Below are 26,218 nucleotides of genomic sequence, written 5' to 3'. Positions count from 1 at the left end.
TGCGATCTTTTGCGCTATTTCAAAAGATCAAAAGATCGCAGCCTTCGGCAGCTCCTACATTGGGAAATATGTTGGCAGGATAAATCATGAGCACAAAAAAAATGGCAACCGCGTCTAACGGTTGCCACTTTTCCAAACGGCTGGATTACTCGCCGTAAACGTCAAACTTGAAGTACTTGTCCTGCACTTGCTTGTACTTGCCGTTGGCGCGGATTTCGGTGATGGCGGTGTTGAACTTGTCCGCCAGTTCCTTATCACCCTTGCGCACGGCAATGCCTGCGCCGCCACCGAAGTATTTCGGATCGTTGTACTCAGGGCCGACGAAGGCAAAACCTTTACCGGCGTCGGTTTTCAGGAAACCGTCGTCCAGGTTGACCGAGTCGGCCAGCAGCGCGTCAATGCGGCCGGAGACCATGTCCAGGTTGGCTTCCTGCTGGGAGCCGTAACGCACCAGGACGATCCCCGCCGGTTGCAGCACTTCAGTGGCGAAGCGGTCGTGGGTACTGGCGCGCAGGACACCGACTTTCTTGCCCTTGAGTTCGGTCAGCGGGTCCTTGACGTCGCTGCCTTCCTTCATCACGAAGCGTGCCGGGGTGTGGTAGTACTTGATGGTGAAATCGACGTTCTTCTTGCGGTCGTCAGTGATGGTCATGGACGACAGGATGGCGTCGATTTTCTTGACCTTCAGCGCCGGGATCAGGCCGTCGAACTCTTGCTCGACCCAGGTGCACTTGACTTTCATCTGCTCGCACAGCGCATCGCCGATATCCACGTCGAAACCGGTGAGTTTGCCGTCAGGGGTTTTCATCGAGAATGGCGGGTAGCCGGCTTCGATACCGATGCGGATCGGCTTGGCGTCTTCGGCCACGGCGGTCAGGGACAACATCGACAGTGCCAGGGCACCGAACATCACTAGCTTCTTCATTTATAACTCCTGTGTGCGGAGGCTTTTATTGGCAGCTTCGATTGGCAGCGTTCGGTCATCGCTTCGTGAGCGGGAACCGAAGTGGCCGGCAGTCTAGAGCGGCTACAGGAGGGCAAATTACGCCGAGGCGACAAATATTTATAGAAAAGTGGCACCTGGAGGGAGGCGTCGAGGTGAACGCGCCATGACGGTGCAATGTCTGTCAGACATATCGCGATTTCAGACCAGGCCTACAGGTTTTCAGGCGTCATCCGACAGAACGGGACGACTGGCGATGCCCGGTGATTTGCGGCACATTGAGCGCCCTTGCGTTCCATCGAGAGTAGTGTGATGCCCACGTTGAACCTGATCCAGCACCACTGCGCCGAAGGTCCGGGCGCCATCGCGACCTGGGCCGAATCCCGAGGGCTGACGCTGAAGGTGTTTCGCGCCGACCTCGGCCAATTGCCGCCCGTCAGCGCCGACCCCGTGATCCTGTTGGGTGGGCCTTATGAATCCAATGCCGGTCCGGCCTGGCTGGAAGCCGAACGGCAATGGCTCAGAGGCAGTCTGGATCAGGACGCGGCTGTGTTCGCCATATGCCTGGGGGCACAGCTGCTGGCGCTGACCCTGGGCGGGAATGTACGGCGGATGGACCGGAGCGAAACCGGATGGACCACCGTGACCTTTATCGATGGGCAAACGCTGAAGGTGCTGGAGTGGCACGAAGACGCCATCGACCTGCCGCCTGCCGCGCAGCTATTGGCCAGCAGCGAGTACTGTACTCCGCAGATGTACCGCGCCGGGCCGGCGCGGCTGGGGTTGCAGTTTCATCCGGAGTGGAACGGCGAGTCGGTGGCCATGCTCAATGCGCATTTTGGCGATGAGTCGCCGTTGCCACGGGGGCCGCAGGACGATGCGGCCTACGCCGATGTGTTGGCGTGGTTGCAGGCGACACTGGATGAGTGGTGGGCGGCGGGAAATGAATAATACAGATCAAAGGATCGCAGGCTGCGCCAGCTCCTACAGGCAACGCAATCCAATGTAGGAGCTGGCGCAGCCTGCGATCTTTTTCGGTTACATCAGCACTCGCAACCGACCACGCTGCTGGCTTGCCGCTGCACCCCGGCACTCAACTCAAACCCCTCATCCAGCCACCCGGTCACGCCGCCGATCATCTCCTTGACCGGATAACCCAGGGCCGCCAGTTTCACCGCCGCCTTGTTGGCGCCGTTACAGTGAGGCCCGGCGCAATAGACTACAAACAGGCTGCTTTTCGGATAACCCGCCAGGCCTTCGGCGCTCACCAGGCGCCCGGGAATGTTGATCGCTCCCGGTACATGCCCGCGTTCGAACGCCAGCGGGCCACGAACATCCACCAGAATGAAATCGACTTCGCCTGCCTGCTGGCTGCCGTGGACGTCGGAACAATCGGTTTCGAAGGTCAGACGGTTGCTGAAATGCATCAGGGCGATGGCCGAGGGGGCGGCGGGAATTTCGCGAACCAGGCTGGTCATGGGCTGTACTCCAAAGAAGCGGTGGGTGTGGGAAGACTTTATCCGCCAGCCACTTGCGGCTACAGTGGCGCACAAGACACTCACCGGGAACTTTCCGCCAAATGCACCCAACCCCAGGAATGGTTGCGATTCTGGCCTACGACGGCCTATGCACGTTCGAGTTCGGCATTGCCGTGGAGATCTTCGGCCTGCCACGGCCTGAATTCGATTTTCCGTGGTACGAGCATCGCATCGTCGCGGTCGATCAAGGCCCGATGCGTGCCATGGGCGGCATCCAGGTCCTGGCCGATGGCGGCATGGAAATGCTCGCCGATGCCCGCACCATCATCATTCCCGGCTGGCGCGACCGCAGCGCCGCGGTGCCCGCAGAACTGATCGCCGCCCTGCGCCAGGCCCATGCGCGGGGGGCGCGGTTGCTGTCGATCTGCTCCGGTGTTTTCGTCCTCGCCGCCACCGGGTTGCTCGACGGGCACGGAGCGACCACGCACTGGCGCTATACCTCGGAACTAGCCGAGCGCTTTCCCGGCATCCTCGTGGACCCGGACGTGCTGTATGTCGATTCCGGCCAGTTGATCACCTCCGCCGGCAGCGCCGCAGGCATCGATGCCTGCCTGCATCTGGTGGCACGGGATTTCGGCACGCAGGTGGCCAATTCCGTGGCCCGGCGCCTGGTCATGTCGCCGCAACGCAGCGGTGGCCAGGCGCAATTCATTCCGACGCCAGTCAGTCCGACACCGCGCAGCGATCTTTCCCGCGTCATGCAGTGGGCACGTGAGCGTTTGCACGAGCCGCTGGAAGTGCGCGACCTGGCCAGCGAAGCCGCCATGAGCGAACGCACCTTCCTGCGCCGCTTCACCGAAGCCAGCGGCCAGTCGCCGAAAACCTGGTTGCAGCACGAACGACTGGGCCGCGCCCGCGAACTGCTGGAAAGCAGCGACCAGAACACCGAGCAGATTGCCGAACGTTGTGGTTATCGCTCGGTGGAAAGTTTCCGGGTGGCCTTTCGAACGGTGGTTGGCGTGCCGCCTTCGGTGTATCGGGAGCGGTTTGGGCGTGGGAACAGTGTTGTTCTTTGAGGGGCGTTCAAGGCTTGCGCAATAAATAGGTATCCATGATCCAGCCATTGGCCAGCCGCGCCGCCTTGCGCACCCGTTCGATTTCCTCCGCCACATCCTTGAGCTTGCCGCGGATCAGGATTTCATCTGGCGTCCCCAGATAGGCCCCCCAGTAAATCTCGGTGTCCTGATCCACCACCTGATGGTAAGCATCCTGGGCATCGAGCATCACCACCAGGCTGTCGGCATCGCTCACCTGCCCGGCCGCCAGACGTCGGCCGGTGGTGATTTCAACGGAGCGGCCAATCTGGTTGAGCGGCACTTTGTGTCGGGCCGCCAATGCCTGGACGCTGGTAATGCCGGGGATCACCTCGAACTCGAACCCACAGGTGCCTGCGGCCTGGATCGCCTGAAGGATACGGATGGTGCTGTCGTACAGCGCAGGGTCACCCCACACCAGGAAACCACCACACTGGCTGTCGGACAGTTCCTCGTTGATCAGCCGTTCGAAGGTCTGTTGTTTGGCCAGGTTCAAGTCGTCGACACTGGTCTTGTAGTCCACCTCACCGCGCACGCGCTCAGGGCTGTGGGCTTCGACAAAACGGTAATCGCGGTCGGTGATGTAGCGTTCGCAGATTTCGCGGCGCAGATCGATGAGTTTGTCTTTGCTCTGGCCCTTGTCCATGAGAAAAAAAACATCGACCTGATTCAACGCCTTCACCGCCTGCATCGTGATGTAGTCGGGGTTGCCGGCTCCTATCCCGATGACCAGGAGTTTTTTCATCACAGCAGGTCCTCGGGGTCGGTGCCCGGCAAACGCAGCCGCCAGCAACCATGGAACCGCAATTCGACAGCCGACAGGGGCTCGACGTCGATGAGGTTGGACGATGCACCCTGCAACACGTGGGTCAGCGCGGCGCGGATGACAAAGGGATGGGTAATGGCCACGATGTGCCCCGGCATCGATTGCAAGGATGTCAACCAGGCGCCCACCCGCTCGCCCAGTTGCACCAGTGGCTCACCACCGTAGGGCGCCGAAGCCGGGTCGTCCAGCCAATGCTGGAGCGCCTGGGCTTCGGTTTTTTGCAGATCGCCGATGCGTTCTCCGCCCCAACGGCCGAAGTCGCAGTCCCTCAAGGCGTCGACAATCTCCGGCGCGCTGGCGAACAGTTCAGCGGTTTGCCGGGTGCGCAACTCCGGACCACAGACAAGGCGTGGAGCGCCCTTGAACTGATTGCAACGGGAAAGCCTGAGCGTTTGCCAATCCATCTCCAGAGGCTCGTCCAAGGGAAAACGCGCCAATTTCTGTGCGACGGTTCGCGCGTGGCAAATCAGGGTTAAACGGGTTGCCTGCACCAGCAATCACTCCAGGGATGGAAAGGAACGACGGCGTCAGGTGACCGCCATCGCGCAATTGTGCCGCAACACAGCAGGCCCGGGGGGTGTTTAATTTTCCTGCTTGAAACGGATTCCTTCAGTCATTTCCCGCCAGATTTTCTGTCATGGCTGACCGCAACGCAGGCAATCACCTACAAGACTTTACGACATCGCCGTAGCCCCTTGGCACAGGCACTTCGCCCCTTTTTCGGGCACGAGCAGACCACGCGAAAATTCACTAGACAGGCAGTACGCGATGATTAAATACTCCTTTCAACGGACTGTTAAAACACTTGCCATGCTCATCCAGCAGGAGCCCGGATGCCTTTTCTCGAACACCCGATCAACGCGCCTGGCCAGGCATTGCATCCGGCTGAACCACCTGTTCCTCGTTTAATGCGGTCCATCCCAGGAAACATCCGATAAGAAAAAGAGTGGCGCCTGACAACGTTCAGACGACCACCGATTTAATGTGTGGAAAAACCGACAGTGATAGTCAGGTTCGGCTCTAGCCACCGAATCGTTTGATACAGGAGTGTCTCCATGCTGGTCTTGCGTCCAGTCGAGTTGGCCGACCTGCCCCAGTTGCAGAGGCTCGCCCGTGAAAGCCTCGTGGGCGTCACGTCCCTGCCCGACGATAGCGAACGGTTACGCGGAAAAATCCTCGATTCCTGTGCCTCGTTCGAAAAGCACGTCGAGGCTCATGGCCCGGAAAACTATTTCTTTGTACTCGAAGACCTGACGACACAGCACCTGGTCGGTTGCTCGGAAATCCTCGCCACGGCGGGGTACAACGAGCCGTTCTACAGCCTGCGCAACCGGCACTTCACCAGTGCCTCGCGGGAACTGAACATCGAGCACGGCGTACCGGCCCTGTCGTTGTGCCACGACCTCAGTGGCCACACCTTGCTGCGGGGTTTCCATATCGACGCCGCGCGGGTGCGCAGCGCGCATTCCGAACTGCTGTCGCGGGCGCGCCTGTTGTTCATCGCCGCCCACGACCGGCGTTTTTCCGACACGGTGATCACCGAGATCGTCGGCTACAGCAGTGATGAAGGCCACTCGCCATTTTGGGACGCCGTGGGCAAGCATTTCTTCGACCTGCCCTACGTCGAGGCCGAACGGCTTTGCGGCCTGCAGAACCGCACCTTTCTCGCCGAACTGATGCCGCAGTATCCGATCTACGTGCCCATGCTGCCCCAGGCGGCACAGGACTGCATCGGCAGCATCCACCCCGATGGCCAGGAAGCCTTCGATATCCTCGAACGTGAAGGCTTCGAAACCAACAGTTACATCGATCTGTTCGATGGCGGCCCGACGCTGTATGCGCGCACCTCGGGCATTCGCTCCATCGCCCACAGCCAGTGCGGCGTAGCGCAGTCTGGCCCGGTGATCGATGCCCGTGGCCGCTTTCTGGTGAGCAACGATTCCTTGAAGGATTATCGGGCCATCGTCGCCGATCTTGATTACATCCCCGGGCAACCCGTGACGCTGGACGCCGCCATGTGCGAGGCGCTGAAGGTGACCGAGGGCAGCCCCATCAGGCTGGTTGCCTTGTGAACACCTGCCAGATTCAACACCCGAGCACACGCGCACAAGGAACCGCCGCATGATTGTCCGTCCGGTCCAGATCACCGACCTGCCCGCCCTGTTCACGCTGGTGCGTCAGGCCGTTCCGGGGCTTACCAGCCTGCCGGCCGACGAAGAACGCCTGGCCCACCGGATTCGCTGGGCCCAACGCACCTTCGCCGGGCAGGTCGATCGGGCCGATGCCGATTACCTGTTCGTGCTCGAGGACGACGAGCAGCAAGTGGTGGGCGTCAGCGCCCTGACCGGTGGCGTCGGTCTGCGCGAGCCCTGGTACAACTACCGGGTCGGACTGACGGTCAGCGCTTCGGCGGACCTGGGTATCCAGCGCCAGATCCCGACCCTGTTCCTGAGCAATGAATTGACCGGGCAATCGGAAGTCTGCTCGTTGTACCTGCGCCCCGATCAGCGCCAGGGCAGCAACGGCCGTTTACTTTCCCTCGGACGCCTGTTGTTTGTGGCCGAGTTTACCCAGCTGTTCGGCAACCGGCTGATCGCCGAACTACGCGGCAGAGCCGACGAACGAGGCGGCTCGCCGTTCTGGGACAGCCTCGGCCGGCACTTTTTCAAAATGGATTTCAGCCACGCCGATCACTTGTCCGGGCTGGGCAACAAATCCTTCATCGCCGAACTGATGCCGCGCCAGCCGCTGTACACCTGCCTGCTCACCGAACAGGCCCAAGCGGTGATCGGCAAGGCCCACCCGAATACCGAACCGGCCCTGAAAATCCTCAGCGCCGAGGGTTTTGCCCACAAGGGCTACATCGATATCTTCGACGGCGGACCGGTCATCGAAGCCCCGGTTTCCGGGATCCGCACCGTGCGCGACAGCCGACCGCTGTCACTGGCCATTGGCTCGCCGGACGATAAAGCACCCCTCTGGCTGATTCACAACCGCCGCCTGGAAAACTGTCGCATTACCTGCGCCCCGGCCCGACAGATGGGCAACAGCCTGGTGGTTGATCGCCTGACCGCCAAGCGCCTGCAGCTGCAACCCGGTGACTCGGTGCGCGCCGTGCCGCTGCTTGACCAGCGGCAACAGGCCGTGGCGGCGTGACCTATCAGTTCCATCGCAGCGACGTCAATCGGCCTAACCCAGCAAATTCGTCATCATTCTCCCCCGGCGCGCGTGATAGCCTTTTATTTCTTCGGCGTTGACACTTTTGCTCAAGCCCTTCCATTCCATTGGTGGAACTCATATGTCCAGGCTTTCCCATCAAGATTTGCGCCGCAATTTTCGCCAACTGTTCGCCTCCAACGCCTGCTACCACACGGCCTCGGTGTTCGACCCGATGTCGGCCCGCATTGCCGCCGACCTGGGCTTCGAAGTCGGGATCCTCGGGGGTTCGGTCGCTTCGCTGCAAGTGCTGGGCGCCCCCGACTTTGCCCTGATCACCCTCAGCGAGTTCGCTGAACAAGCCACCCGCATCGGCCGTGTCGCCCAGTTGCCGGTGATCGCCGACGCCGACCACGGCTACGGCAACGCGCTCAATGTCATGCGCACCATTGTCGAACTCGAACGTGCCGGCGTCGCTGCGCTGACCATCGAAGACACCCTGCTGCCCGCGCAGTTCGGCCGCAAATCCACCGACCTGATCACGGTCGCCGAAGGCGTCGGCAAGATCCGCGCAGCACTCGAAGCCCGCTGCGATTCGGAAATGGCGATCATCGCCCGCACCCATGCCGGGATTCTGCCGGTGCAGGAAATCATCAGCCGCACCCGGCAATACCAGAGCGCCGGCGCCGACGGGATCTGCATGGTGGGCATCAAGGACTTCGACCATCTGGAGCAGATCGCCGAACACCTGAGCGTGCCGCTCATGCTGGTGACCTATGGCAACCCGCTGCTACGCGATGACAAGCGTCTGGCCGAACTGGGTGTGCGCGTGACCATCGACGGCCACGGCGCGTACTTCGCCGCGATCAAGGCGACCTACGACAGCCTGCGCGAGCAACGCCAGATCCTCACCCAGACATCGGACCTGAGCGCCACCGAGCTGACGCACACCTACACGCAACCCGAGGAATACATCCGCTTCGCGGAGGAGTTCATGAGCGTGAAGGAGTGACGGTTTAAACCGAGTCAAGAAGTTCGCGATAGGGCTTCCCGTTACCGCAGCAGATCACCCGATTGCGCCCGGTGGTCTTGGCTTCGTATAGCGCGTGATCGGCGTCATTGAGCCAAAGCGTCGCGTCGGCGTGGGCCGGGTTGAATGACGCCAGGCCAATGCTCAGGCTGACTTTCAGCGCCGGATTCTGCTCGTAGCCCAAGGTGGCGAAGCGATCGCGCAGGGCATCCATGACGGCGACTGCGCGGTTCAGGCGCAGGTCCGGAAGGATCACGCAGAACTCGTCACCGCCGTAGCGCCCTGCTACATCGGTCGCTCGCAGGTTCTGCTTGAGCATTTTGCTCAACTGACGCAAGACGATGTCGCCGGCAACATGGCCGTAGGTGTCGTTGATGGCTTTGAAATGGTCGATGTCGATCAGGGCGATCGCTCCACCTTTTTGCTGGCGTTTGCAACGCTGGAACTCGATCTCCAGCTGGTCCTTCCAGGTGCCATGGTTCAGCAGGCCTGTCAGGCTGTCGGTGCGGCTCAGTGCCAGCAGTTCACGCTTCTGACAGCCGAGGGTATGGGCCTGGCGGAAGCAAATCCAGCCCAGCGCCAGCGGATACAGGCACAGCAACGGCAAACAGGCATAGAGCTGCATCGCGCTGGTGGCAGGAATGAACGCCGGGGCGAAAATCTGCAGGCCAACGCCCACGCCCAGGATTTGCGCGGCTGTCCCGGCCAGCAGGAAGCGCAAGCCGCCTATGGCCACGTTGTTCATGGCCATCATGGAGATGGTGGTCGCGCTGGGCAGTGGATTGAATTGCATCGCGGCAATCCAGAAGCCGCCGAGAAAGGCATCGATCAGCAGATTGCGGTGTTCGGCATGATAGGGCGTCTTGGCCCGGCGCGCCCATTGGTAAGCCAGGTGCGGCCAGACCAGGCCATTGAACCACATGAAACCCCAGACCCAGGGCGCCGGATCGAGTGGATACATTGCCGCGCTCACACACACCAACCCCAGGGCCAACCCCAGGGTCCGCGATGTATAGAGCCTCCTGGCCAATGAAAATCCCTTTCCTCCCGTTTTTGCCATAGGGCCTCTGTACCACTCGACTAAATGCGATAACAGCCTGTGCCTTTGCGCTGGAGTCTATCAGGGCGAGATTAAATAGCCATCATTGGCTGACAGGCTGAATATCGCGACATCACGCTCACATAAAAGCAAAAGCCTCACCCCAGAAACGGCTATACATGAAAGAAGGGGTTGATCGATGACCATAAGAGGAGGCCCATGCAGACCTTTCAAGTATTGATCATCGGCAGCGGGTTTGGCGGCCAATGTGCAGCAATCAATTTGCTCAAGGCCGGCATCGACGATTTTCGCCTGCTGGAGCGGCGGGATTTCTTCGGCGGCACCTGGTGCCAGAACACCTACCCCGGCGCGGCAGTCGATGTGCCCTCGCCGCTGTACTCGCTGTCTTTTGCTCCGTATCGCTGGACGCAAATGTTCGCCGAACAGGCCGAACTGCATCGCTACACCCGCCATGTGGTGGAACACTTCGGCCTGCGGGACAAGGTAGAACTGGGCGCCAACGTCGAGCGCGTCGAATGGGACGACACCAACAAACGCTGGACGGTGTACACCGCCGACAAAGGCACGTTTTGCGCGCAGTTCCTGATCAACGCGACCGGGCCGTTGAGCCAACCAGTGGTTCCGCACTTCGACGGACAGGAACGCTTTCAAGGTAAAACGTTTCACACCAACAACTGGGATCACAGCTACGACTACCGGCAAAAACGCGTGGCCATCGTCGGCAGCGGCGCCAGTGCGGCCCAGGTCATTCCGGCTATCGCCCCGGACGTCGGGCACTTGCATGTGTTCCAGCGCACGCCCCACTGGGTATTGCCCCGGGTTGATCGCAAGTTTGGCCACTTCCAGCGCTGGCTGCTGGGGCTCAAACCCGTCTACAAGTTGCTGCGCTGGGGTATCTACTGGCAATTCGAAACCCGGGTGTTTGGTTTCAAGTATTCGAAGCCGGCCGTGCACATGGTTCAGCGCCAGGCCCTGCACTTCCTCAAACGCCAGGTGCCGGACGCCGAACTGCGGCGCAAGCTGACGCCGGACTACACCATCGGCTGCAAACGGGTGATTCTGTCCAGCACGCTGTACCCGGCACTGGCCCGCCGCAATGTAACCCTGCACAGCCGCGAGCAAGGCATCGCGGCTATCGACGAAACCGGCATCGTTACCCAGGATGGCCAGCACATCGACCTGGACCTGATCGTCTGGTCCACCGGCTACGATGCCACAGACGGGGTGATTTCCTACCCGGTAACGGGCAAAAACGGCACCCGTCTCAAGGAGGTCTGGGCGCAGTACCCACGAGCCTACCTCGGCACCGCCCTGCCCGACTTTCCCAACCTGTTCATCGTCACCGGGCCGAACACCGGCATCGGCCACACTTCGGCGCTGTTCATCATCGAATCCCAGATGAATTACATCCTCGATTGCATTCGCACCTTGAAGACTCAAGGTTTACGCAGCATCGAAGTTCGCCATGAGGCGGAACGTACCTACACTGAAATGATCCACCGGGAAATGGAACGCACCGTGTGGAAATCCGGTGGTTGCCACAGTTGGTATCAAAGCAAGAGCGGTCATGTGATTGCCATGTTTCCGGGATTCAGCTTCAGCTTTCATCGCTTGACCCGAGCGCTGAAACCCGCCGATCACATTTTGTCCTGAGCAGATAGAAGGGAGACGCGTGATGCTTTTGTTGTTCGTCGTTCTCGCAGTGTTCGTCGCCTGGAGCTGGCTGACCTACCCGGCCATCGGCTACTGGCTCTATGACTTGAGCATGGCGGCCGAGGCCAAGCTGTACCGGCTGCACAAGATCGTCGTGCCCATCCCCGAAATGACCGTCTCGACCTGGCAAGGCGGGCCGTACGAGGCCACCAGCAATGTGCTGATGCTCCATGGCTTCAGCGCCGACAAGAACCTCTGGCTGCGTTTCGCCCGGCATTTTGTCGGCAGCCATCGGGTGATCATCCCGGACATCGCCGGCCATGGCGAAACCGGCTTCAAGGCGGGCGGCGGCTACGACATCCCGCTGCAGGCCAAGCGCATGATCCAGCTGCTGGACGTGTGTGGGGTCGAGAAAGTCCATGTCATTGGCAACTCCATGGGCGGCTACATGGCGGCCTGGCTCGCGGCCACTTACCCGGAGCGCATTGCGTCCGTGGCCCTGGTCGACCCGGCCGGTGTCACCTCGCCCGAGCCCAGTGACCTTGAGCGGCATTTGGCCAAGGGCCACAACCCGTTTCTGATTCATTCGCGCGAGGAATTCAAGCGCTTCTACGCCATGACCATGGCTTCGCCGCCCTGGGTACCGAAACTGGTGCTCGATGCCGTCGCCCAACGCTATGAACAGTCCCGCGAGGAGCTGGAAGAAATCTTCCGCGAATTTCGCGCCAGCCCGCCGATGGAACCGCACCTGCCCGACATCACCGCCCCGGCGCTGTTGCTGTGGGGACGCAAGGACCGGCTGATCGATGTCAGCAGCGTGGCGGTCTGGAGCAAGGGCATCGCCGACCTGCGCGTGCATATCTGGGACGCCATCGGGCACATGCCCATGGTGGAAGCGCCATACGGTTCGGCGCGCCTGTATCGCGAGTTTTTGGCATCGCTGCGTTCGGAGAGCCCACAGGATCAACGACTGCATTAGGGGGGCGTTCTCAATTAGTTTCCCCACCGCGTTGTCGCCTTAAAGCTGGCCAGGCAAGGCGTAGGCCGCTGGGAATGGTTGTTCCCTTTCCAAGGCCTGCAACGCAGCATGGCCAGCTTTAAGGCACAACCCGAAGGGCCGGGCCTGCTGTTGTGCAGGGCTGTGTTGCTCGAAGCTGATTTGAAATGACCAAACTGCGCTTCTCGCGCCTTGCCCTGCACAACAGCAGACCCGGCGCGGTAGGGAAACTAATTGAGAACGCCCCCTGGCAGTCCTTTGCAGAATGAAGTTCGTCAGAAACTTCGTTTGTCGGCGGCGCTGAAGGCTGCGATCTTTCGTCCATCCTTTACGTCACCGCGCCAGGAATCCTGTTCATGAACCACCCGAACTTCGCCAGCCCTGACCTGATCCGCCAACGCTTCTCCAAAGCGATGTCCGACATGTACCGCGAGGAAGTGCCGCTGTACGGCGCGTTGATGGAGCTGGTGGAACAGACTAACCGTCACGTGCTGGACAGCGATGGGCAAATCCTGCGGCAGCTCACCAGCACCGGCGAAATCGAACGCCTGGACCTGGAACGTCATGGGGCGATCCGCGTCGGTACGGCCGACGAACTGGCGACCCTCGCCCGCCTGTTCGCGGTGATGGGCATGCAACCGGTGGGTTACTACGACCTGACACCGGCCGGCGTGCCGGTCCATTCCACGGCGTTTCGCGCGGTGCATGAAGCGTCGCTGCAGGTCAGCCCGTTCCGGGTATTCACCTCGCTGTTGCGCCTGGAACTGATCGAAGACCAGGAGCTGCGCGCGTTCGCCCAGTCGATGCTCGACCAGCGCTCGATCTTCACCCCCAAGGCCCTCACGCTCATCGAACGCGCCGAATCCCGGGGTGGCCTGACCGAGCAGGAAGCCCTGGAGTTCGTCGAGCAGGCACTGGAAACGTTTCGCTGGCACCACAGCGCCACCGTCACCGCCGAACAGTATCGACAGCTGAGCGCCCAGCATCGCCTGATCGCCGACGTGGTGGCGTTCAAGGGCCCGCACATCAACCACCTGACACCGCGGACCCTGGACATCGACATCGTCCAGGCGCAGATGCCGGCCCATGGCATCACCCCCAAAGCGGTGATCGAAGGCCCGCCTCGCCGCCAGTGCCCGATCCTGCTGCGCCAGACCAGCTTCAAGGCCCTGGACGAGTCGATTGCCTACACCGATCAACGCGAAGCGCGCGGCAGCCACAGTGCCCGGTTCGGCGAGATCGAACAGCGCGGTGCCGCCCTCACGCCCAAAGGCCGCGCACTCTACGACCGCTTGCTCAATGCCGCGCGGGACGAACTCAAGGACTTCCCCAACGAAGCCAACGCCGCGCGCTACAACGCCCTGATGGCGCAGCATTTCAGCGAGTTCCCTGACACCTGGGAAGGCATGCGCCAACAGGGCCTGGCTTACTTCCGCTACTTCGTGACGGAAATAGGCCTGGCGGCGGGCGACCTGAAAAACGCGCCCCTGGAAGACCTGCTCAGCGACGGTTACCTGCGGGTTGAACCACTGGTGTACGAAGATTTCCTGCCGGTCAGCGCGGCGGGGATTTTTCAGTCGAACCTGGGGGACGCGGCACAAACCCGTTACGGGGTGCATGCCAATCAGCAGGCGTTCGAACAGGCCCTGGGGCGTTCGACGATCGATGAACTGGAGCTGTACGCCGAGAGCCAGCGGCGTTCGATCGAACAGTGTTTCGCCGCGCTGGCCGATGATGTTCAAGTCAATAACAAACAAGACTGAACGACTTGTTACAACTCAATAAAAAACGGGCGACCTACAGGCCGCCCGTTTTTTTATATCCAAAACCTTCAATACAACAAATAAAGTGTTCGCCCAGTGCAATGGCCTCGGCAATCCTTGCACTGGTAAAGAGCCCTGACACTGGGCGAACGGAAAGTATTTTAGTAGAAGCGGATTAATATGTCCGTGCCGCAAAGATGAAATTTATCGACACAATGTTTAACAGGATGTCGATTTAAATACTATGCAACACGGCAGCTCAAACTCACCGGTTCGACCATTACGAGCTGATTATTCCTATACAAAACTTGCACAAGAACAATCAGCCCGTATAGAACCATTACTCGAAATCAGTGCTTGCTGGTCACCGTCAATACGTCGGTATAAACCACGTTGACGCTTTGCCCGACTTTCAAGTCCTTGAGTTTGGCCTGGACTTCAGGTCGCTTGACGTCGACGGTCTTGGACTTGCCTTCCGGGTTTTCGAAGGTCACCTGGTTTTTCTTCAGGTCGATGTGGGTGATTTTCAGCTGCACTTTCACCTGGCGGTAAGCTTCGCCGCCCGGGTTGGCGCTGCCTGGCGCTGCACGTATTTCGCCGATGGCTTCGGCGGTGCCGGGCAAACCTTTGTCAATATCGGTGTCGAGGTAGGCTGCAACGGCGCTGGTGACTGTGATGTCGACCGTATCGCCGGCCTTGAGGTTATCGAGGTTTTTCGCCTTGTCGGTCAACTGCACCGGGAACTCATTGCCCTGCGGGCCTTTCAGAACCACGGAATGGTTCGCGGCATCAACCGAAACGACTTTGGTGGAGACCTGATCAGCCACAACGACTTCGGACAACGGAATTTCGGCGGCAACCGCGCCAAAACTGGCGGCAGACAGCATGGTAGCGAGGGTGATGGCTTTGGTCAGTGCATGGCGTTTCATAGGCAGAACATTCCCTGTGATAGATGGCAACAGACGGCGTTGAAACCGGGCTCAACGCCATGTGTGCGAGTGAGCATAGACGCTGTTCTGCGAGTGGTCGCGCCGGGGCGGTGATTTTCCTTGCACGAGCGTCTAGTACCCGGTCATTTCCAGATAGCCCTGCCCTGCATGGCTGCCGCTGAGGCGCACCGGGCCTTCCCAGTATGGAATGCGCAAGTCCATCCAGGCCTGGGGATTGAGCGCGGTAATGGCGATATCGAGGTGCCTGGCTGGGATTTTGATCGACCAGCGAATGGGCATCTCGCGCCCGGCAACCCGGGCGGTGTCTTGCGGCGTGAGGCTGATGTCGCCGGCGTGCAGCAATTGTACCTGGCCCCGGGCGTCGACCCAGGTGCCGGTGAGGTAAGGCTCGCCGTCCTTGTGCCGCATGCGATACAGCATCACCTGCTCGCCGCTGTCCAGGTGCAGGGAGATCCAGTCCCAACCAGTCTGGTTGCTCGTCAGGGGCTGGCTGCTCCATTCCCGGTCGAGCCAGGCCGGGCCACTGACCTGGAAGGTCTTGCCGTCGATGTCCAGGGTGCCGCTGGCCTGGAAAAACGGCTGGCTGTAGTAGTAAGAGGCCTGACCCTGTTCGGATTTCTGGCTGAAGCCTCGGTCTCCCTGAAGCACCAGCGGACCTGTCGGGGTCAACCGCAGCCGGTAGCTGAAACGCTGGTCGCGGGCACTAAATAGCAAGTCAGCCAACGGGTCGTCGGCAGTCGCCTGGCTGCGCAATTGCCAGTCGTCGATCCATGCATTGAATGGCGCGACGCTGACACCGGCCTGACCGACGCCGCCACGGGCATATCGTTCGGCCGCGTGATGCGCCGTCGCCGACGTCACCGCCGCGTGGCCGAGCCAGATCGTCTGGTTCTGCCAACCCGCCACCTCGGGGCTGGCTTTCAACGCGCTGCGGAACAAGGTCCATTGCGCGCCGAACTCATTGCCCTGATCGTCCTTCAGGTTGGCGGTGATGTACCACCATTCGATGCGAAAGCCGTCGTGCGGGCCGTGATCCGCCGGGAAGCTGAACACTCGACCGGGCACCACCGGGGTGAACGCAGCAGCCTGGTTGCCCAGCCCGGCAAAACCCTTTTCGACCGGTTCCGGTTGATCGCAACCGCTCGCCAGCAGCGCCAGGAGCAACACGCCAGCCTTAATCTTCATGGGCAAACGTCCGCAGCAGGTCCGCCGGTTGCGTGCGGTACAAACGGTACAACGGCCAGGCCGAGGCCAGTAACGTCGCCACCAGCGCCAGCCCCATCAATTGCAACAGTTGCAATGGAAACACCCGCAACGGCAGGCGCCAGCCAAAGGCCTGCACGTTGATCACCGTGTCCAGGCACCATGCCAGGGCGATGCCCAGCGGCAACGCCAGCACCAGGGTCAATATCGCCAGCAGCCAGGTTTGCCCGAGGTTGAGCAACATCAGATGCCGACGGGTCACGCCCAGCGCCCACAGCGGCGCCAGTTGCCCGAGACGGCTCTGGCTTTGGGTCAACAGGCTGATGAACAGCGCCACCCCGGCCACGCACAGCGTCAGGCTGTTGAGGGCGGCGGTGGCGGCGAAGGTGCGTTCGAAGACTTGCGTGGACCAGCCTTTGAGCCGCGCCTGATCGACGATGCGGCTGTCCTCCAGGGTAAATCGTGCCTGCAGCGCCGTGACGAACGCCGGGATCGACGCCGGTTCGATGCGCAGGTTGAAGCGGCTCGGTGTCAGTTGCGGCCAGCCGCGCAGCAGATGGTTGATATTGACCAGAATGTGGCCCTTGGGATTGCCGTAGTCGGCGTAGATCCCGACGATCCGCGGCGACCACGGGCCGGTGGGGGTCGACAGCGTCAGGTGATCGCCCAGTTGCACGTGCAGGCGCCGGGCCAGTTGTTCGCTGAGCATCACCGCATCGTCCTTGGCCAGCCGCTCCCAAGGGTTGTCGCCCAAGGTCTCGAGCAGCGGCCAGTGCTGGCGATAGGTCGGGTGGTCGATGATCCCGGACAGGTCCGTCGGCCAGCCCTGCAACTGGATCGATACCTGCCAGTTGGGCAGCACCGCCGCCAGTTGCGGCTGCTGGTTGAGCCAACCGTGCAACTCCCGGGCCTGGGCCGGGTTCTGGGGATTGAGGTAGAGCTCGGCCGTCAGCCGTTGTTCGAGCCAATTGCTGAAGGTCTGGCGAAAGCCTGCGGTCATGCTGCCGGCGCCGATGTTCGCCGCCATGGCCAACAGCAGCGCCATCAAGGCCAGGCTCAGGGCCGGCAGTTGCTGGCGGCAATCGGCGACAAACCACTGGCCGAGCACCGAGCGACTGCGCTGCGAAACGAGATTGAGCAGAGAACTGAGCACCACCGGCAAGGCCAGCGCGGCACCGATCAACAGCGCGGCCATCAGCACGAAGCCACTGATCAGGTTGTCGCCGAAGATCAACGCCAGCAGCGCGATCACCCCAGCCAATGCCGCCACCCACCCCTGGCGTCGCAACCAGCGTGCATGGGCCTGATGCCAGGCCTGCGGGTTGGCCAGCGCCAGCAATGGCAAACGCGCCGCCCGCAGCAGGCTGTTGGCCCCGGCCAGCAACGCGCCGATCAGACTCAAGCCGATACCACTCAACCACCACGACAGGCTGAGGCTCAACTGCCCCGCCACTTCAGCGCCGTACAAGCCACGCAGGCTGGCGGCGACATCGGGCAACAGCACGCCGGCCAGCAGGTAGCCGCTGACCACCCCGGCCACACCGCCGATCAGGGCCAATCCAGCCAATTCGACGGCGAGACAAGCGATCAGCATCCGCGCACTCACACCGCAGGCACGCAGGGTTCGGAGCAGGCTTCGCCGTTGCTCCAGCGCCAGCCCGATGGCGGCGTGCACGATAAACAGGCCGACCACGAACGACAGTACCCCCAGGGCATCGAGGTTCAGGTGAAAGCTTTCGGTCAGGCGCGTCAGGTTGTTTTCTTCGCCGGCGCGCTTGAGTTGCAGCTGCCCCTTGAACGGCTCCGGCAGCGGCGCGGTGAAATCCTTCGGTAACAGCAGCCGCGACACTTGATCCGGCAACCCCAGAATCTGCTGGGCAAAACCGATGTCCACCAACAGCACGCCGGGCGCCATGTCGGCCTGCACCTGCAGCGGCGGCAGTGCCACGCCCGCCAGGTTCTGTGGCCGGTCACCTTCGCGCAAACCCAGTGCCTGCAGGGTCTGCGGCGATATCCAGGTACTGCCCGGCGGACTGAAGAAGCCGACCACCTGTTCAATCGCCAGGGCCTGCCCGGCCACCGCCGCGCCCGCCGGCAGCGACACCGGTTCGATGCCCATCAACTGCAAGCGCTGCTCTTCGTGCCCCTTGAGCGTGACCCGGCTTTGCAGCACCGGTGACACCGGCCACCCCGCGCGCCGCAGATCGATAAACCATTGCTGGGGGAACGTGCCGCCGCCGGGCGCACCGAGGCTGGCCTGGGGCTCGCCGCCGATCAACTGACTGGCGCGGGCATAGCTGTCGCGGGCCTGGCTGTTGAGTGCCTGGACGCCGGTCAACAGACCGGTGGCCAGCCACAACCCGGTCAACACACTGAAAAACTGCACCGGGTGCTGCCGCCAGTGGCTGAGCAGCGCGCGCAGGGCTTCGCCAAAGATGCCCATGTCAGCGCTCGCCCGCACCGGCCAGACGACCGCCGCACAGCAGGGCTTTTTCCGCCAGTCGCGCCGCCACGCCGGGACTGTGGGTGACCATCAACAGGCTGGTGGGGCTGTCCTCGAGCAATTCCAGCAACAACTGCAACACCTCCGCGCCGGTGGTTTCATCGAGGCTGCCGGTGGGCTCGTCGGCCAGCAGCAATGGCGGGCGCGACGCCAGCGCCCGACCCAGCGCAACCCGTTGCTGCTGGCCGCCGGACAGTTGCTCCGGGTAGCGCCGCAGCAGCTCACCCAGGCCCAGGCGCTGCACCAGGTGCGCCTGCCAGCGTGGGTCATGGCGCCCCGCCAGACGCGCCTGAATCGCCAGGTTGTCTTCGACCCGCAGGCTGCCGATCAGGTTGAATTGCTGGAACACCAGGCCGATTTCCGTACGCCGCCAGTTCGCCAGTTGCCCTTCATTCATCTGTTCCAGGCGATGCTCGCCACTGCGGATGCTGCCGCGATCGACCTTGTCCAGCCCGGCGATCAGGTGCAGCAAGGTGCTTTTGCCACTGCCCGACTCGCCCATCAGCGCCAGGCTGCTGCCGGGCCTGAGCGTCAGGTCGACGCCTTGCAGCACCGGCAGTGGTCCCTGCGGTGTGGCGTAGCTTTTGAAAACGCCATGGACTTCAAGCATGGGTCAACCTGCTGGATATGCCTGGCCCAAGGATAGCGGCCCTGAATGGTTTTTGTCCGCTGACGATCATGGCCCCGACCGGTCATCGCCCTACCCTCGAAGCTGGTCTGACCATAACGATAAAAAACGGAGACGCCATGCCTCGTTTCACCTTGAGCCCCCGTGGGCTGCTCGCTTGCCTGATCACTGCCTGCCTTGCGCAATCGGTGGTCGCCGCCGATGCACCGGTCGCAGCCAGCCCGCAAACCACGGCCAGTAACGCCGCCGTGCTGCAACAACTGCCCTTCACCGACCGCACCGACTACGAGTCGGTCACCAAGGGTCTGATCGCGCCGTTCAAAGGCCAGGTCAAGGACGCCTCGGGCAAGGTCATCTGGGATATCCAGGCCTATGACTTCCTCGCCAAGGATAAGGCCCCGGAGTCGGTCAACCCGAGCCTCTGGCGCCTGGCCCAGCTCAGCGCCCATGCCGGTTTGTTCGAAGTCAGCCCGCGTTTGTATCAGGTGCGTGGCCTTGATCTCGCCAACATGACCATCATCGAAGGCGACGACGGGCTGATCATCATCGACCCGCTGACCATGGCCGAAACCGCCAAGGCGGCGCTGGACCTGTACTACCAGAACCGTCCGCACAAACCGGTGGTGGCGGTGATCTACAGCCACACCCACGTCGACCACTTCGGTGGCGTGCGCGGGGTCATCGACGAAGCGGACGTCAAGGCCGGCAAGGTCAAGGTGTTCGCCCCCGTCGGGTTCATGGAACACGTGATGAGCGAGAACGTCTACGCCGGCAACGCCATGAGCCGCCGTGCGCAGTTCCAGTTCGGCAGCCTGCTGCCCCGTGGCGAAAAAGGCCAGGTCGATGCGGGCCTGGGCAAGAGCACGCCGAGCGGCGGCACCGTCACCCTGATCCCGCCCACCGACCTGATCGACAAGGAACTGGAAACCCGCACCATCGCCGGCCTCGACGTGGAATTCCAGTTGACCCCGGGCACCGAGGCGCCGGCGGAGATGAACCTGTACCTGCCGCAGTTGCGCGCCTTGTGCATGGCGGAAAACGCCACGCAAATGATGCACAACATCCTCACCCCCCGCGGCGCGCAAGTGCGTGACGCCAAGGCCTGGGCCGAGTACCTGGACGGCAGCCTGGCGCGTTACGGCGACAAGAGCGACGTGTTGTTCGCCCAGCACAACTGGCCGACCTGGGGCGGCGAGCGCATCCGCACCTTCCTCGCCGACCAGCGCGACATGTACGCCTTCCTCAATGACCGCACCCTGCACCTGTTGAACCAGGGCCTGACGCCCCTGGAAATCGCCGACTCGATCAAGAAACTGCCCGGCAGCCTCGATCAGAAGTGGTACACCCGTGGCTACTACGGCTCACTGAGTTTCAACACCCGGGCGGTGTATCAGCGCTACATGGGGTTCTATGACGGTAACCCGGCCAACCTCAATCCGCTGCCGCCAGTGGAAACGGCCAAGCGTTCCGTCGAAGCCATGGGCGGCGAAGCAGCGGTGCTGGGGAAAATGCAGGCGGCGATGGCCAAGGGTGAATACCGCTGGGCCGCGCAACTGGGCAATCAGGTGCTTTTCGCCAACCCGGACAACGGCGACGCCCGCAAAGCCCAGGCCCAGGCGCTGGAGCAAATGGGCTATCAAAGCGAGAACGCCACCTGGCGCAACATGTACCTGACCGGCGCCATGGAATTGCGCAACGGCGTACCACCCAATGCCGGCACTTCGGTATCGGTGGACATGGTGCGGGCCATGAGCCCGCAGATGTTCTTCGACTTCCTGGCGGTTCGCCTGGACAGTGAAAAGGCCGTAGGCCATGACCTGACCCTGAACTGGACCTTCGATGATCTGAACCAGGACTTCAACCTGACCCTGCGCAATGGCGTGTTGACCCACCGTGCCGGGCTCAACGCTCAGGCGGATGCCAGCGTGACCATGAGCAAGGCCACCCTGGAGCAGATCAGCCTCAAGCAACTGGATATCCCGACGGCGATGCAGAAAGGCCTGATCAAGTTGCAGGGCAATGGCAAGAAGCTTGGGGAGTTGATGAGCAGCCTCGATACGTTTGCGCCACAGTTCAATATCGTCACGCCTTGATACCGTCTTCGCGAGCAGGCTCGCTCCTACACTGGACCTGTGTCGTTCACAAATGCTGTGAACAGCACGGATTCCTGTGGGAGCGAGCTTGCTCGCGATGGCTTTGTGTCAGGCGATGATTGTTTTGTGGGTGTACATATCCGTTTCTGCGGTAACGGCGGCTTAGGGTTCCGCTCTTACAGCGGGTCACTTTGAAAAGCGCAAAGTAACCAAACGCTCTTGCCCCTGACATTCGGTGCCTCGCTGTGGCTCGGCATGCCCTCGCTACGGTCCTGCTCCGTGGGCCCGCCGCCATCGGCCATCCATGGCCGGGTTGCCCACTGCGCAGAACCTGCGCTCGGCCTCACGAGGGGGCGTGTACCGCAACAGCGCCCGAGGCGGCCTACCGGCCGGCCTGATTCTTTGGCCCGTACGCATTTCAAAACTGTGGGAGCGGCGGTGCGGCGATCCGACTTGCTCGCGAAGAGGCCATCAGATTCAACATCATCATTGACTGACATACCGCTTTCGCGAGCAAGCCCGCTCCCACAGGATCCCGGTCGAGCACAAATATTTTGACCGACACAAATCCCCTACTCGCGATGCGGTTCAGGCAGACACCACTTCAACCACCGGCATTCGCCAGCGTTGATTGACCACCTGCTGCCCGGGTCCATACAGGCGCAGGACCAGGCTGAACGCCCCGCTCGCCGGCGTCGGCAACCAGTTGCTCTGCTCAGGCGGAGCGGCGTTCTGCAGGATCAAGGTCAACCCACCGTCCGCATCCTTTTGCAACTGATCCCGACTGCTCAGGCAGTAACGATTGATCGGATTGGCCACCAGTTGCCGGTCCGGCAAGTCATACAAGGTCAGCGACCAGAACTCGCTGGCCGGCGGCAATTGACCCGGTGCGAAACGCAGGCGATAGCTGCGCCCACCCTGCAAGGGTTGCCCCTGATTATCCACGCGAGTGCCGGTGTAGAAGGCCTCTTCCACGCTGTTGCCGTAGATGCCGACATTCGCCGCGACAGCGCGGTTGAGGTAATTGCCGTTCAGCGCTTCGCGCGTGCCGAACAGGCCGAGGGTGGTGCGTACCTGGCTCACGGCGGTTTGCAGTTGCGCCTGGGCGTCCTGAATTCCGGCGAGCAGTGCCTGGCGCGTTGCTTGCGGCAACGTCGCCGGGTCGAAACCCTGGCCGGGCACGATGCCGATACGTGCAAAGCGTGCGCGCAAGGCTTGTTCGGACGGTTGCGTCGGGCACAGGCTGAGGATCTGGTTCAGCGCCGCGGTGAACTCCGGTCCCAACCCGGTCTTGCTGTCCCAGGGTTGCCAGTCAATGGCTGGCGCAGCCACGGGCGGTGCACTGCCGATGAATTCATGCAACGAACGCAAACCGTATTGCTGCTGCAAGGCCCGCACCGCCGGCAGGTCCTCGGCGTTTTTCAGGCCAGTTCTCCCAAGCACCATGACGATTTCGGTTTCACTGCGCAGCACGGCCTTGACGCCGTCCGGTGTCGGGCCTTGCCAGCCGGGTCCGACGATCAGGTAATTCCCCGCATCGCGACCGGTGCTGAGCACGCCGACATAGGCAAAGTTGTGGGTGTACTGGTCGACCAGTTGGAGCACGTAATAGCGGTCGTCATCGACCGCCGGCACGCTCAACACCTGGGGTTCACTGCGCAGGTCGAGCCAGGCCCAGGAGTACGGCGTGTCGTTGTTCGGCGTGTCGTTGTTCGGCGTGACGATGTCGCGGTTGTTCGGGGTAAACAACTCGCTGTAATGACGAAAGCGGTTGAAGCCGCCGACGTACTCCGGCGCGGCCGGGTTGAGCGCCTGTTTTTCCATGGTCTGGTAATGCATGAGCATGGGGTAGGCGTAAATCCACGCCTCTTTGGCAATCTGCCGAGGGTCATCGGAATCGGCGGCCAGCAACCAGCGCGGAAACATCAGGCTGCCGCCCAATACCCCCATGCCACCCAGCACCCGGCGGCGACTGAAAATCAGGTTCATGATTCGATCCTCGTTATCGTCGGCAACTGATAACTCCCGTCCAATGCCCCGCCCTTGGGCAGGTACAGGCGCAACAGCAGGTTGAACGGGCCTTGCGGCGTCGGCAGCCAGTTGCCCTGCGGCGCAGCCTTGGGCGCATCGGCTTGCAGGATCAGGGTCAAGCCGCCGTCGGCATCGTATTGTAGACCAGGGCTGCGGTCGCCCAGGGCGTAACGCTGGATCGGGTTGGCCACCAGCAACTGGGTTTTGCCGTCATACAGGGTCAGCGACCAGAACGCATTCACCGGCGGCAATTGCCCGGCCGGGAAATGCAGGCGATAGCCGTGTTGGCCGGTGAGCGCCTGCCCCTGGGCATCGTGCAACGCCATCGGATACTGCGCTTCCACCGCATCGTTGGCGTAGATGTAGCGCCAGGCGACCGCGGCACGGGTCAGATCATCGTCGCCGTATTTGCCGACGTTGGACGGCGACGGCAACCAGCCCTGCCGTTCCACCGACAGCTGGCTGGAAGCTGCGCGGACCTGTTCGCGACCGGCCTCGGCGCCTTGGGCGACGGCTTCGCTCAAGTCCGCCGGGGCCTGGAATTCGCTCCCCGGCTTCACGCCGATGGCGGCGAAACGGGCCAGTTTTTGTTGTTCGCTGGCGGTCCATTGATGCAAGGGAGCCAGCGCGTTGAAGGTGTTGAACAGAGCCTGCGCCGGCCCTTGCTTGGTGTCCGTATACGCTGGCAGTTGCAGCGCTGCCAAGGGATCAGGGGTCGCGCCGCCATTCACTTTGGACAGCGGTTGCAGGGCGTAGCCCTTCAACACTTGTGCGGCGTCTTTCTGATCCGCTTCGCCCTTGACCTCGGTCCGTCCCAACAGGAAGACCAGCCGGCTCGGCGAGCGAATCACCGCGCTGAAACCCGATGGCACTGGCCCCTTCCAGTCCGGCCCGACAATCAGGTAGCGCCCCGCCTGCTCCCCCGTGGCGCGGGTGCCGATGTAGTCGAGGTTGTCGGTGCGCATGTCCACCAGTTGGAAGCTGTAGTAGCGACCCTGCACGGCCGGCACGTCCAGCACCATTGGTTCGCTGCGCAGATCGAGCAAGGCGCGGGAATAGAAGGTGTCGTTGTTGGGCGACACCACTTTGTTGTCTTGCGGGCCGAGCAGGCGCGGTTCGCTGTAGAGGCGGTTGAACGGCAGGTTCGCGGCGATGGCGCTGAGCACCTTGTCGTGCTCGACGGTAGCGTAGGCGAAAACGTAGGCTTCCTGGGCCAGGGCTTTCGCCTGCTGTCGGTCGAGGGTTGCGGCGTGAACAGTGCCCAGGCTCGCGCCCAGGGCCAGAGCGGATATCCAGTAGCGCATGGCAGATCTCCTGTAGCAAAACATCAGCACACACAGATCCCTGTGGGAGCGGGCTTGCTCGCGAAAGCGGTGTGTCATGCAACATTGCAGTCGCCTGACACTCCCTCTTCGCGAGCAAGCCCGCTCCCACATTGGATTTGCGGTGGTTTGGCGAATGGTTACTTGGCCCAGCGCCGCAGGTCCGACGGGGTGTAGTCGTCGGTCTTGGCGGCGAAGCCCACGCGCATTGGTTCGGTCTCTTCGTTGGCCAGGCCGCCGGCGTAGTAGCGTCCGGAGATCAGGTCATAGGAGGTTTCCAGCACGTTGTAGGTGAAGCCGTGGTCGTACTGCTGGATCGCGTGCAGTTCACCGCTGCGCCACAGTTCACCGCGGCTGTCGTACTGGTCCGACTGGGCGATCTGCCAACTGTCTTCGTCCACATAGAACCGGCGCTTGGCGTAGATATGCCGCGCATCAGGCTTGAGGGTCGCCTCCACCACCCACACGCGGTGTTTCTCGTAGCGGGCCAGGTCCTGGTTGACGTGGTTGGGTTTGATCACGGCGTCGTACTTGAGGTCGCGGCTGCCGATCTTGTAGCTGTTGTAAGGGATGAACAGCTCTTGCTTGCCCACCAGTTTCCAGTCGAAACGGTCCGGTGCGCCGTTGTAGCCGTCGATGTTGTCGGCGGTGATCAGGCCGTTGCTGTAACGGGCACTGTTGTCGTAGGCGATCATCGGTGCACGACGCACGCGACGCTGGCCCGGCAGGTATTGCCAGGCCGAACGCGGCTCGGCGACCTGGTCGATCGGCTCGTGCACCAGCACCGCCTCGCCGGACAGACGCGCCGGTTCCAGCACCCGGCTCTTGAACATGAACAGGATGTTCGAGCCCGGCTCCAGCCCACCCACGGTGTCGGCGAAGTTGATCAACGACTGGTTGCGCACGTAGCTGGTAGCGCCATTTTCACGCACCAGCGCAGCGCTGCTGATGCGCTCGTAGCTGCCGCCGCGATAACGGGTCATGTGGTTCCACATCACCTCCAGGCCTTCGGTGGGCAACGGAAACGGAATGCCCCTGGCGTAGTCGTGCAAGCCGTTGCCGCCGTCGGCCATGCTGGTCTTGGCGACGTTCTCACGACTGGCCGCCAGCACCTCCTTGGGCAGGTTGGCGCTGCGATGGCTCGGGTAGATGTTCATCTTGTAGGTGTCGGGAAAACGCCTGAACAACGCGATTTGCCCGGGGCTGAGAAACTTCTGGTACTGCGCCAGGTTTTGCGCGGTGACGGTGAACAACGGTTTCTCGGCGGCATAGGGATCGCTGTAGCCGCCCTTGCTGTCGACGGTGCCGGCGTTGCTCGCCAGGCCGCCGGTCCAGGCCGGAATGCTGCCGTCGGCATTGGCTGCCATTTCCGAGCCCATGGGGGTCAGGGTCTTGCCCAGTGCCGCCGAATCGGTGCCTTTGGCCTGAGCCAGGCCCACGGTGCAGGCCAGGGCCAGCACGCACAATTGCATACGCATAACGGTTCTC

General features: G+C 62.0%; 21 protein-coding genes. 9 read left to right on the top strand and 12 right to left on the bottom strand.

Annotated elements, in window-relative coordinates; translation table 11 throughout:
- Positions 1-145 precede the first annotated feature (145 nt).
- A complete protein-coding gene (locus AC3IP0_RS11260; RefSeq protein ID WP_102672653.1) occupies positions 146-925 on the bottom strand; it encodes an ABC transporter substrate-binding protein in 780 nt (259 codons plus the stop codon).
- Between the two features lie 330 nt (positions 926-1,255).
- On the opposite strand from AC3IP0_RS11260, the gene AC3IP0_RS11255 reads away from it, so the two are divergent.
- Complete coding sequence (locus AC3IP0_RS11255; RefSeq protein ID WP_489327401.1) at positions 1,256-1,894, top strand: type 1 glutamine amidotransferase; 639 nt, start codon at positions 1,256-1,258, stop codon at positions 1,892-1,894.
- 92 nt (positions 1,895-1,986) lie between these two features.
- Here the strand turns inward: AC3IP0_RS11255 and AC3IP0_RS11250 are convergent, their stop codons facing one another.
- Complete coding sequence (locus AC3IP0_RS11250) at positions 1,987-2,421, bottom strand: rhodanese-like domain-containing protein (RefSeq protein WP_489327400.1); 435 nt, start codon at positions 2,419-2,421, stop codon at positions 1,987-1,989.
- Positions 2,422-2,522: 101 nt separating this feature from the next.
- On the opposite strand from AC3IP0_RS11250, the gene ftrA reads away from it, so the two are divergent.
- Positions 2,523-3,497, top strand: coding sequence for a transcriptional regulator FtrA (gene ftrA / locus AC3IP0_RS11245; RefSeq protein ID WP_489327399.1), 975 nt, complete (start codon positions 2,523-2,525; stop codon positions 3,495-3,497).
- 7 nt (positions 3,498-3,504) lie between these two features.
- Here the strand turns inward: ftrA and cobF are convergent, their stop codons facing one another.
- Both cobF and AC3IP0_RS11235 read right to left on the bottom strand, forming a co-directional pair.
- Positions 3,505-4,260: a precorrin-6A synthase (deacetylating) gene (cobF, locus tag AC3IP0_RS11240; RefSeq protein ID WP_489327397.1), complete on the bottom strand. Its 756-nt coding sequence runs from the start codon at positions 4,258-4,260 to the stop codon at positions 3,505-3,507.
- Positions 4,260-4,832 carry a histidine phosphatase family protein gene (locus AC3IP0_RS11235; RefSeq protein ID WP_489319280.1) on the bottom strand — a complete coding sequence of 191 codons (573 nt, stop codon included), beginning with the start codon at positions 4,830-4,832 and terminating at the stop codon, positions 4,260-4,262. The genes cobF and AC3IP0_RS11235 overlap by 1 nt, the downstream gene beginning before the upstream one ends.
- A gap of 564 nt (positions 4,833-5,396) precedes the next feature.
- Between AC3IP0_RS11235 and AC3IP0_RS11230 the strand changes: the two genes are divergently transcribed.
- The 3 genes from AC3IP0_RS11230 to AC3IP0_RS11220 all read left to right on the top strand — a co-directional run bounded on the left by AC3IP0_RS11230 (position 5,397) and on the right by AC3IP0_RS11220 (position 8,509).
- Complete coding sequence (locus AC3IP0_RS11230) at positions 5,397-6,413, top strand: arginine N-succinyltransferase (protein ID WP_489319279.1); 1,017 nt, start codon at positions 5,397-5,399, stop codon at positions 6,411-6,413.
- A gap of 49 nt (positions 6,414-6,462) precedes the next feature.
- Positions 6,463-7,497: an arginine N-succinyltransferase gene (gene astA, locus AC3IP0_RS11225; RefSeq protein WP_489319278.1), complete on the top strand. Its 1,035-nt coding sequence runs from the start codon at positions 6,463-6,465 to the stop codon at positions 7,495-7,497.
- Between the two features lie 142 nt (positions 7,498-7,639).
- Complete coding sequence (locus tag AC3IP0_RS11220; protein ID WP_489319277.1) at positions 7,640-8,509, top strand: isocitrate lyase/PEP mutase family protein; 870 nt, start codon at positions 7,640-7,642, stop codon at positions 8,507-8,509.
- Positions 8,510-8,513: 4 nt separating this feature from the next.
- On the opposite strand, the gene AC3IP0_RS11215 is transcribed toward AC3IP0_RS11220, so the two are convergent.
- Entirely contained in the window at positions 8,514-9,587 is a 1,074-nt protein-coding gene (locus AC3IP0_RS11215; protein WP_489327396.1) for a diguanylate cyclase, read from the bottom strand.
- A gap of 198 nt (positions 9,588-9,785) precedes the next feature.
- On the opposite strand from AC3IP0_RS11215, the gene AC3IP0_RS11210 reads away from it, so the two are divergent.
- From AC3IP0_RS11210 to hglS, 3 genes are all read left to right on the top strand, one after another.
- Positions 9,786-11,240: a flavin-containing monooxygenase gene (locus tag AC3IP0_RS11210; RefSeq protein WP_489319275.1), complete on the top strand. Its 1,455-nt coding sequence runs from the start codon at positions 9,786-9,788 to the stop codon at positions 11,238-11,240.
- 22 nt (positions 11,241-11,262) lie between these two features.
- On the top strand, positions 11,263-12,219 hold the full coding sequence (locus tag AC3IP0_RS11205; RefSeq protein ID WP_489319274.1) for an alpha/beta fold hydrolase: 957 nt from the start codon (positions 11,263-11,265) through the stop codon (positions 12,217-12,219).
- 374 nt (positions 12,220-12,593) lie between these two features.
- On the top strand, positions 12,594-14,000 hold the full coding sequence (hglS, locus tag AC3IP0_RS11200) for a 2-oxoadipate dioxygenase/decarboxylase HglS (RefSeq protein ID WP_489327395.1): 1,407 nt from the start codon (positions 12,594-12,596) through the stop codon (positions 13,998-14,000).
- Positions 14,001-14,350: 350 nt separating this feature from the next.
- On the opposite strand, the gene AC3IP0_RS11195 is transcribed toward hglS, so the two are convergent.
- The 4 genes from AC3IP0_RS11195 to AC3IP0_RS11180 all read right to left on the bottom strand — a co-directional run bounded on the left by AC3IP0_RS11195 (position 14,351) and on the right by AC3IP0_RS11180 (position 19,266).
- Positions 14,351-14,929, bottom strand: a complete 579-nt coding sequence (locus AC3IP0_RS11195; protein ID WP_489319272.1) for a hypothetical protein — start codon at positions 14,927-14,929, stop codon at positions 14,351-14,353.
- A gap of 132 nt (positions 14,930-15,061) precedes the next feature.
- Positions 15,062-16,135, bottom strand: a complete 1,074-nt coding sequence (locus AC3IP0_RS11190) for a lipocalin-like domain-containing protein (RefSeq protein WP_489319271.1) — start codon at positions 16,133-16,135, stop codon at positions 15,062-15,064.
- On the bottom strand, positions 16,125-18,596 hold the full coding sequence (locus tag AC3IP0_RS11185) for an ABC transporter permease (protein ID WP_489327394.1): 2,472 nt from the start codon (positions 18,594-18,596) through the stop codon (positions 16,125-16,127). The genes AC3IP0_RS11190 and AC3IP0_RS11185 overlap by 11 nt, the downstream gene beginning before the upstream one ends.
- 1 nt (position 18,597) lies before the next feature.
- Positions 18,598-19,266, bottom strand: a complete 669-nt coding sequence (locus AC3IP0_RS11180) for an ABC transporter ATP-binding protein (RefSeq protein WP_489319269.1) — start codon at positions 19,264-19,266, stop codon at positions 18,598-18,600.
- Between the two features lie 137 nt (positions 19,267-19,403).
- Between AC3IP0_RS11180 and AC3IP0_RS11175 the strand changes: the two genes are divergently transcribed.
- A complete protein-coding gene (locus tag AC3IP0_RS11175) occupies positions 19,404-21,377 on the top strand; it encodes an alkyl/aryl-sulfatase (RefSeq protein ID WP_489319268.1) in 1,974 nt (657 codons plus the stop codon).
- Positions 21,378-21,965: 588 nt separating this feature from the next.
- On the opposite strand, the gene AC3IP0_RS11170 is transcribed toward AC3IP0_RS11175, so the two are convergent.
- From AC3IP0_RS11170 to AC3IP0_RS11160, 3 genes are all read right to left on the bottom strand, one after another.
- Positions 21,966-23,366 (bottom strand): DUF1254 domain-containing protein, encoded by a 1,401-nt coding sequence (locus AC3IP0_RS11170; protein WP_489327393.1) that lies wholly within the window; start codon positions 23,364-23,366, stop codon positions 21,966-21,968.
- On the bottom strand, positions 23,363-24,712 hold the full coding sequence (locus AC3IP0_RS11165) for a DUF1254 domain-containing protein (RefSeq protein WP_489319266.1): 1,350 nt from the start codon (positions 24,710-24,712) through the stop codon (positions 23,363-23,365). Before AC3IP0_RS11165 ends, AC3IP0_RS11170 begins: the two co-directional genes overlap by 4 nt.
- A gap of 158 nt (positions 24,713-24,870) precedes the next feature.
- Positions 24,871-26,208: a DUF1329 domain-containing protein gene (locus AC3IP0_RS11160; RefSeq protein ID WP_489319265.1), complete on the bottom strand. Its 1,338-nt coding sequence runs from the start codon at positions 26,206-26,208 to the stop codon at positions 24,871-24,873.
- Between the last annotated feature and the right edge of the window lie 10 nt (positions 26,209-26,218).

It is taken from the genome of Pseudomonas sp. GL_103 (assembly GCF_057835175.1).
The sequence above is the reverse complement of the archived record's forward strand: the minus strand, read 5'-3'. Positions and strand labels throughout refer to the sequence as shown.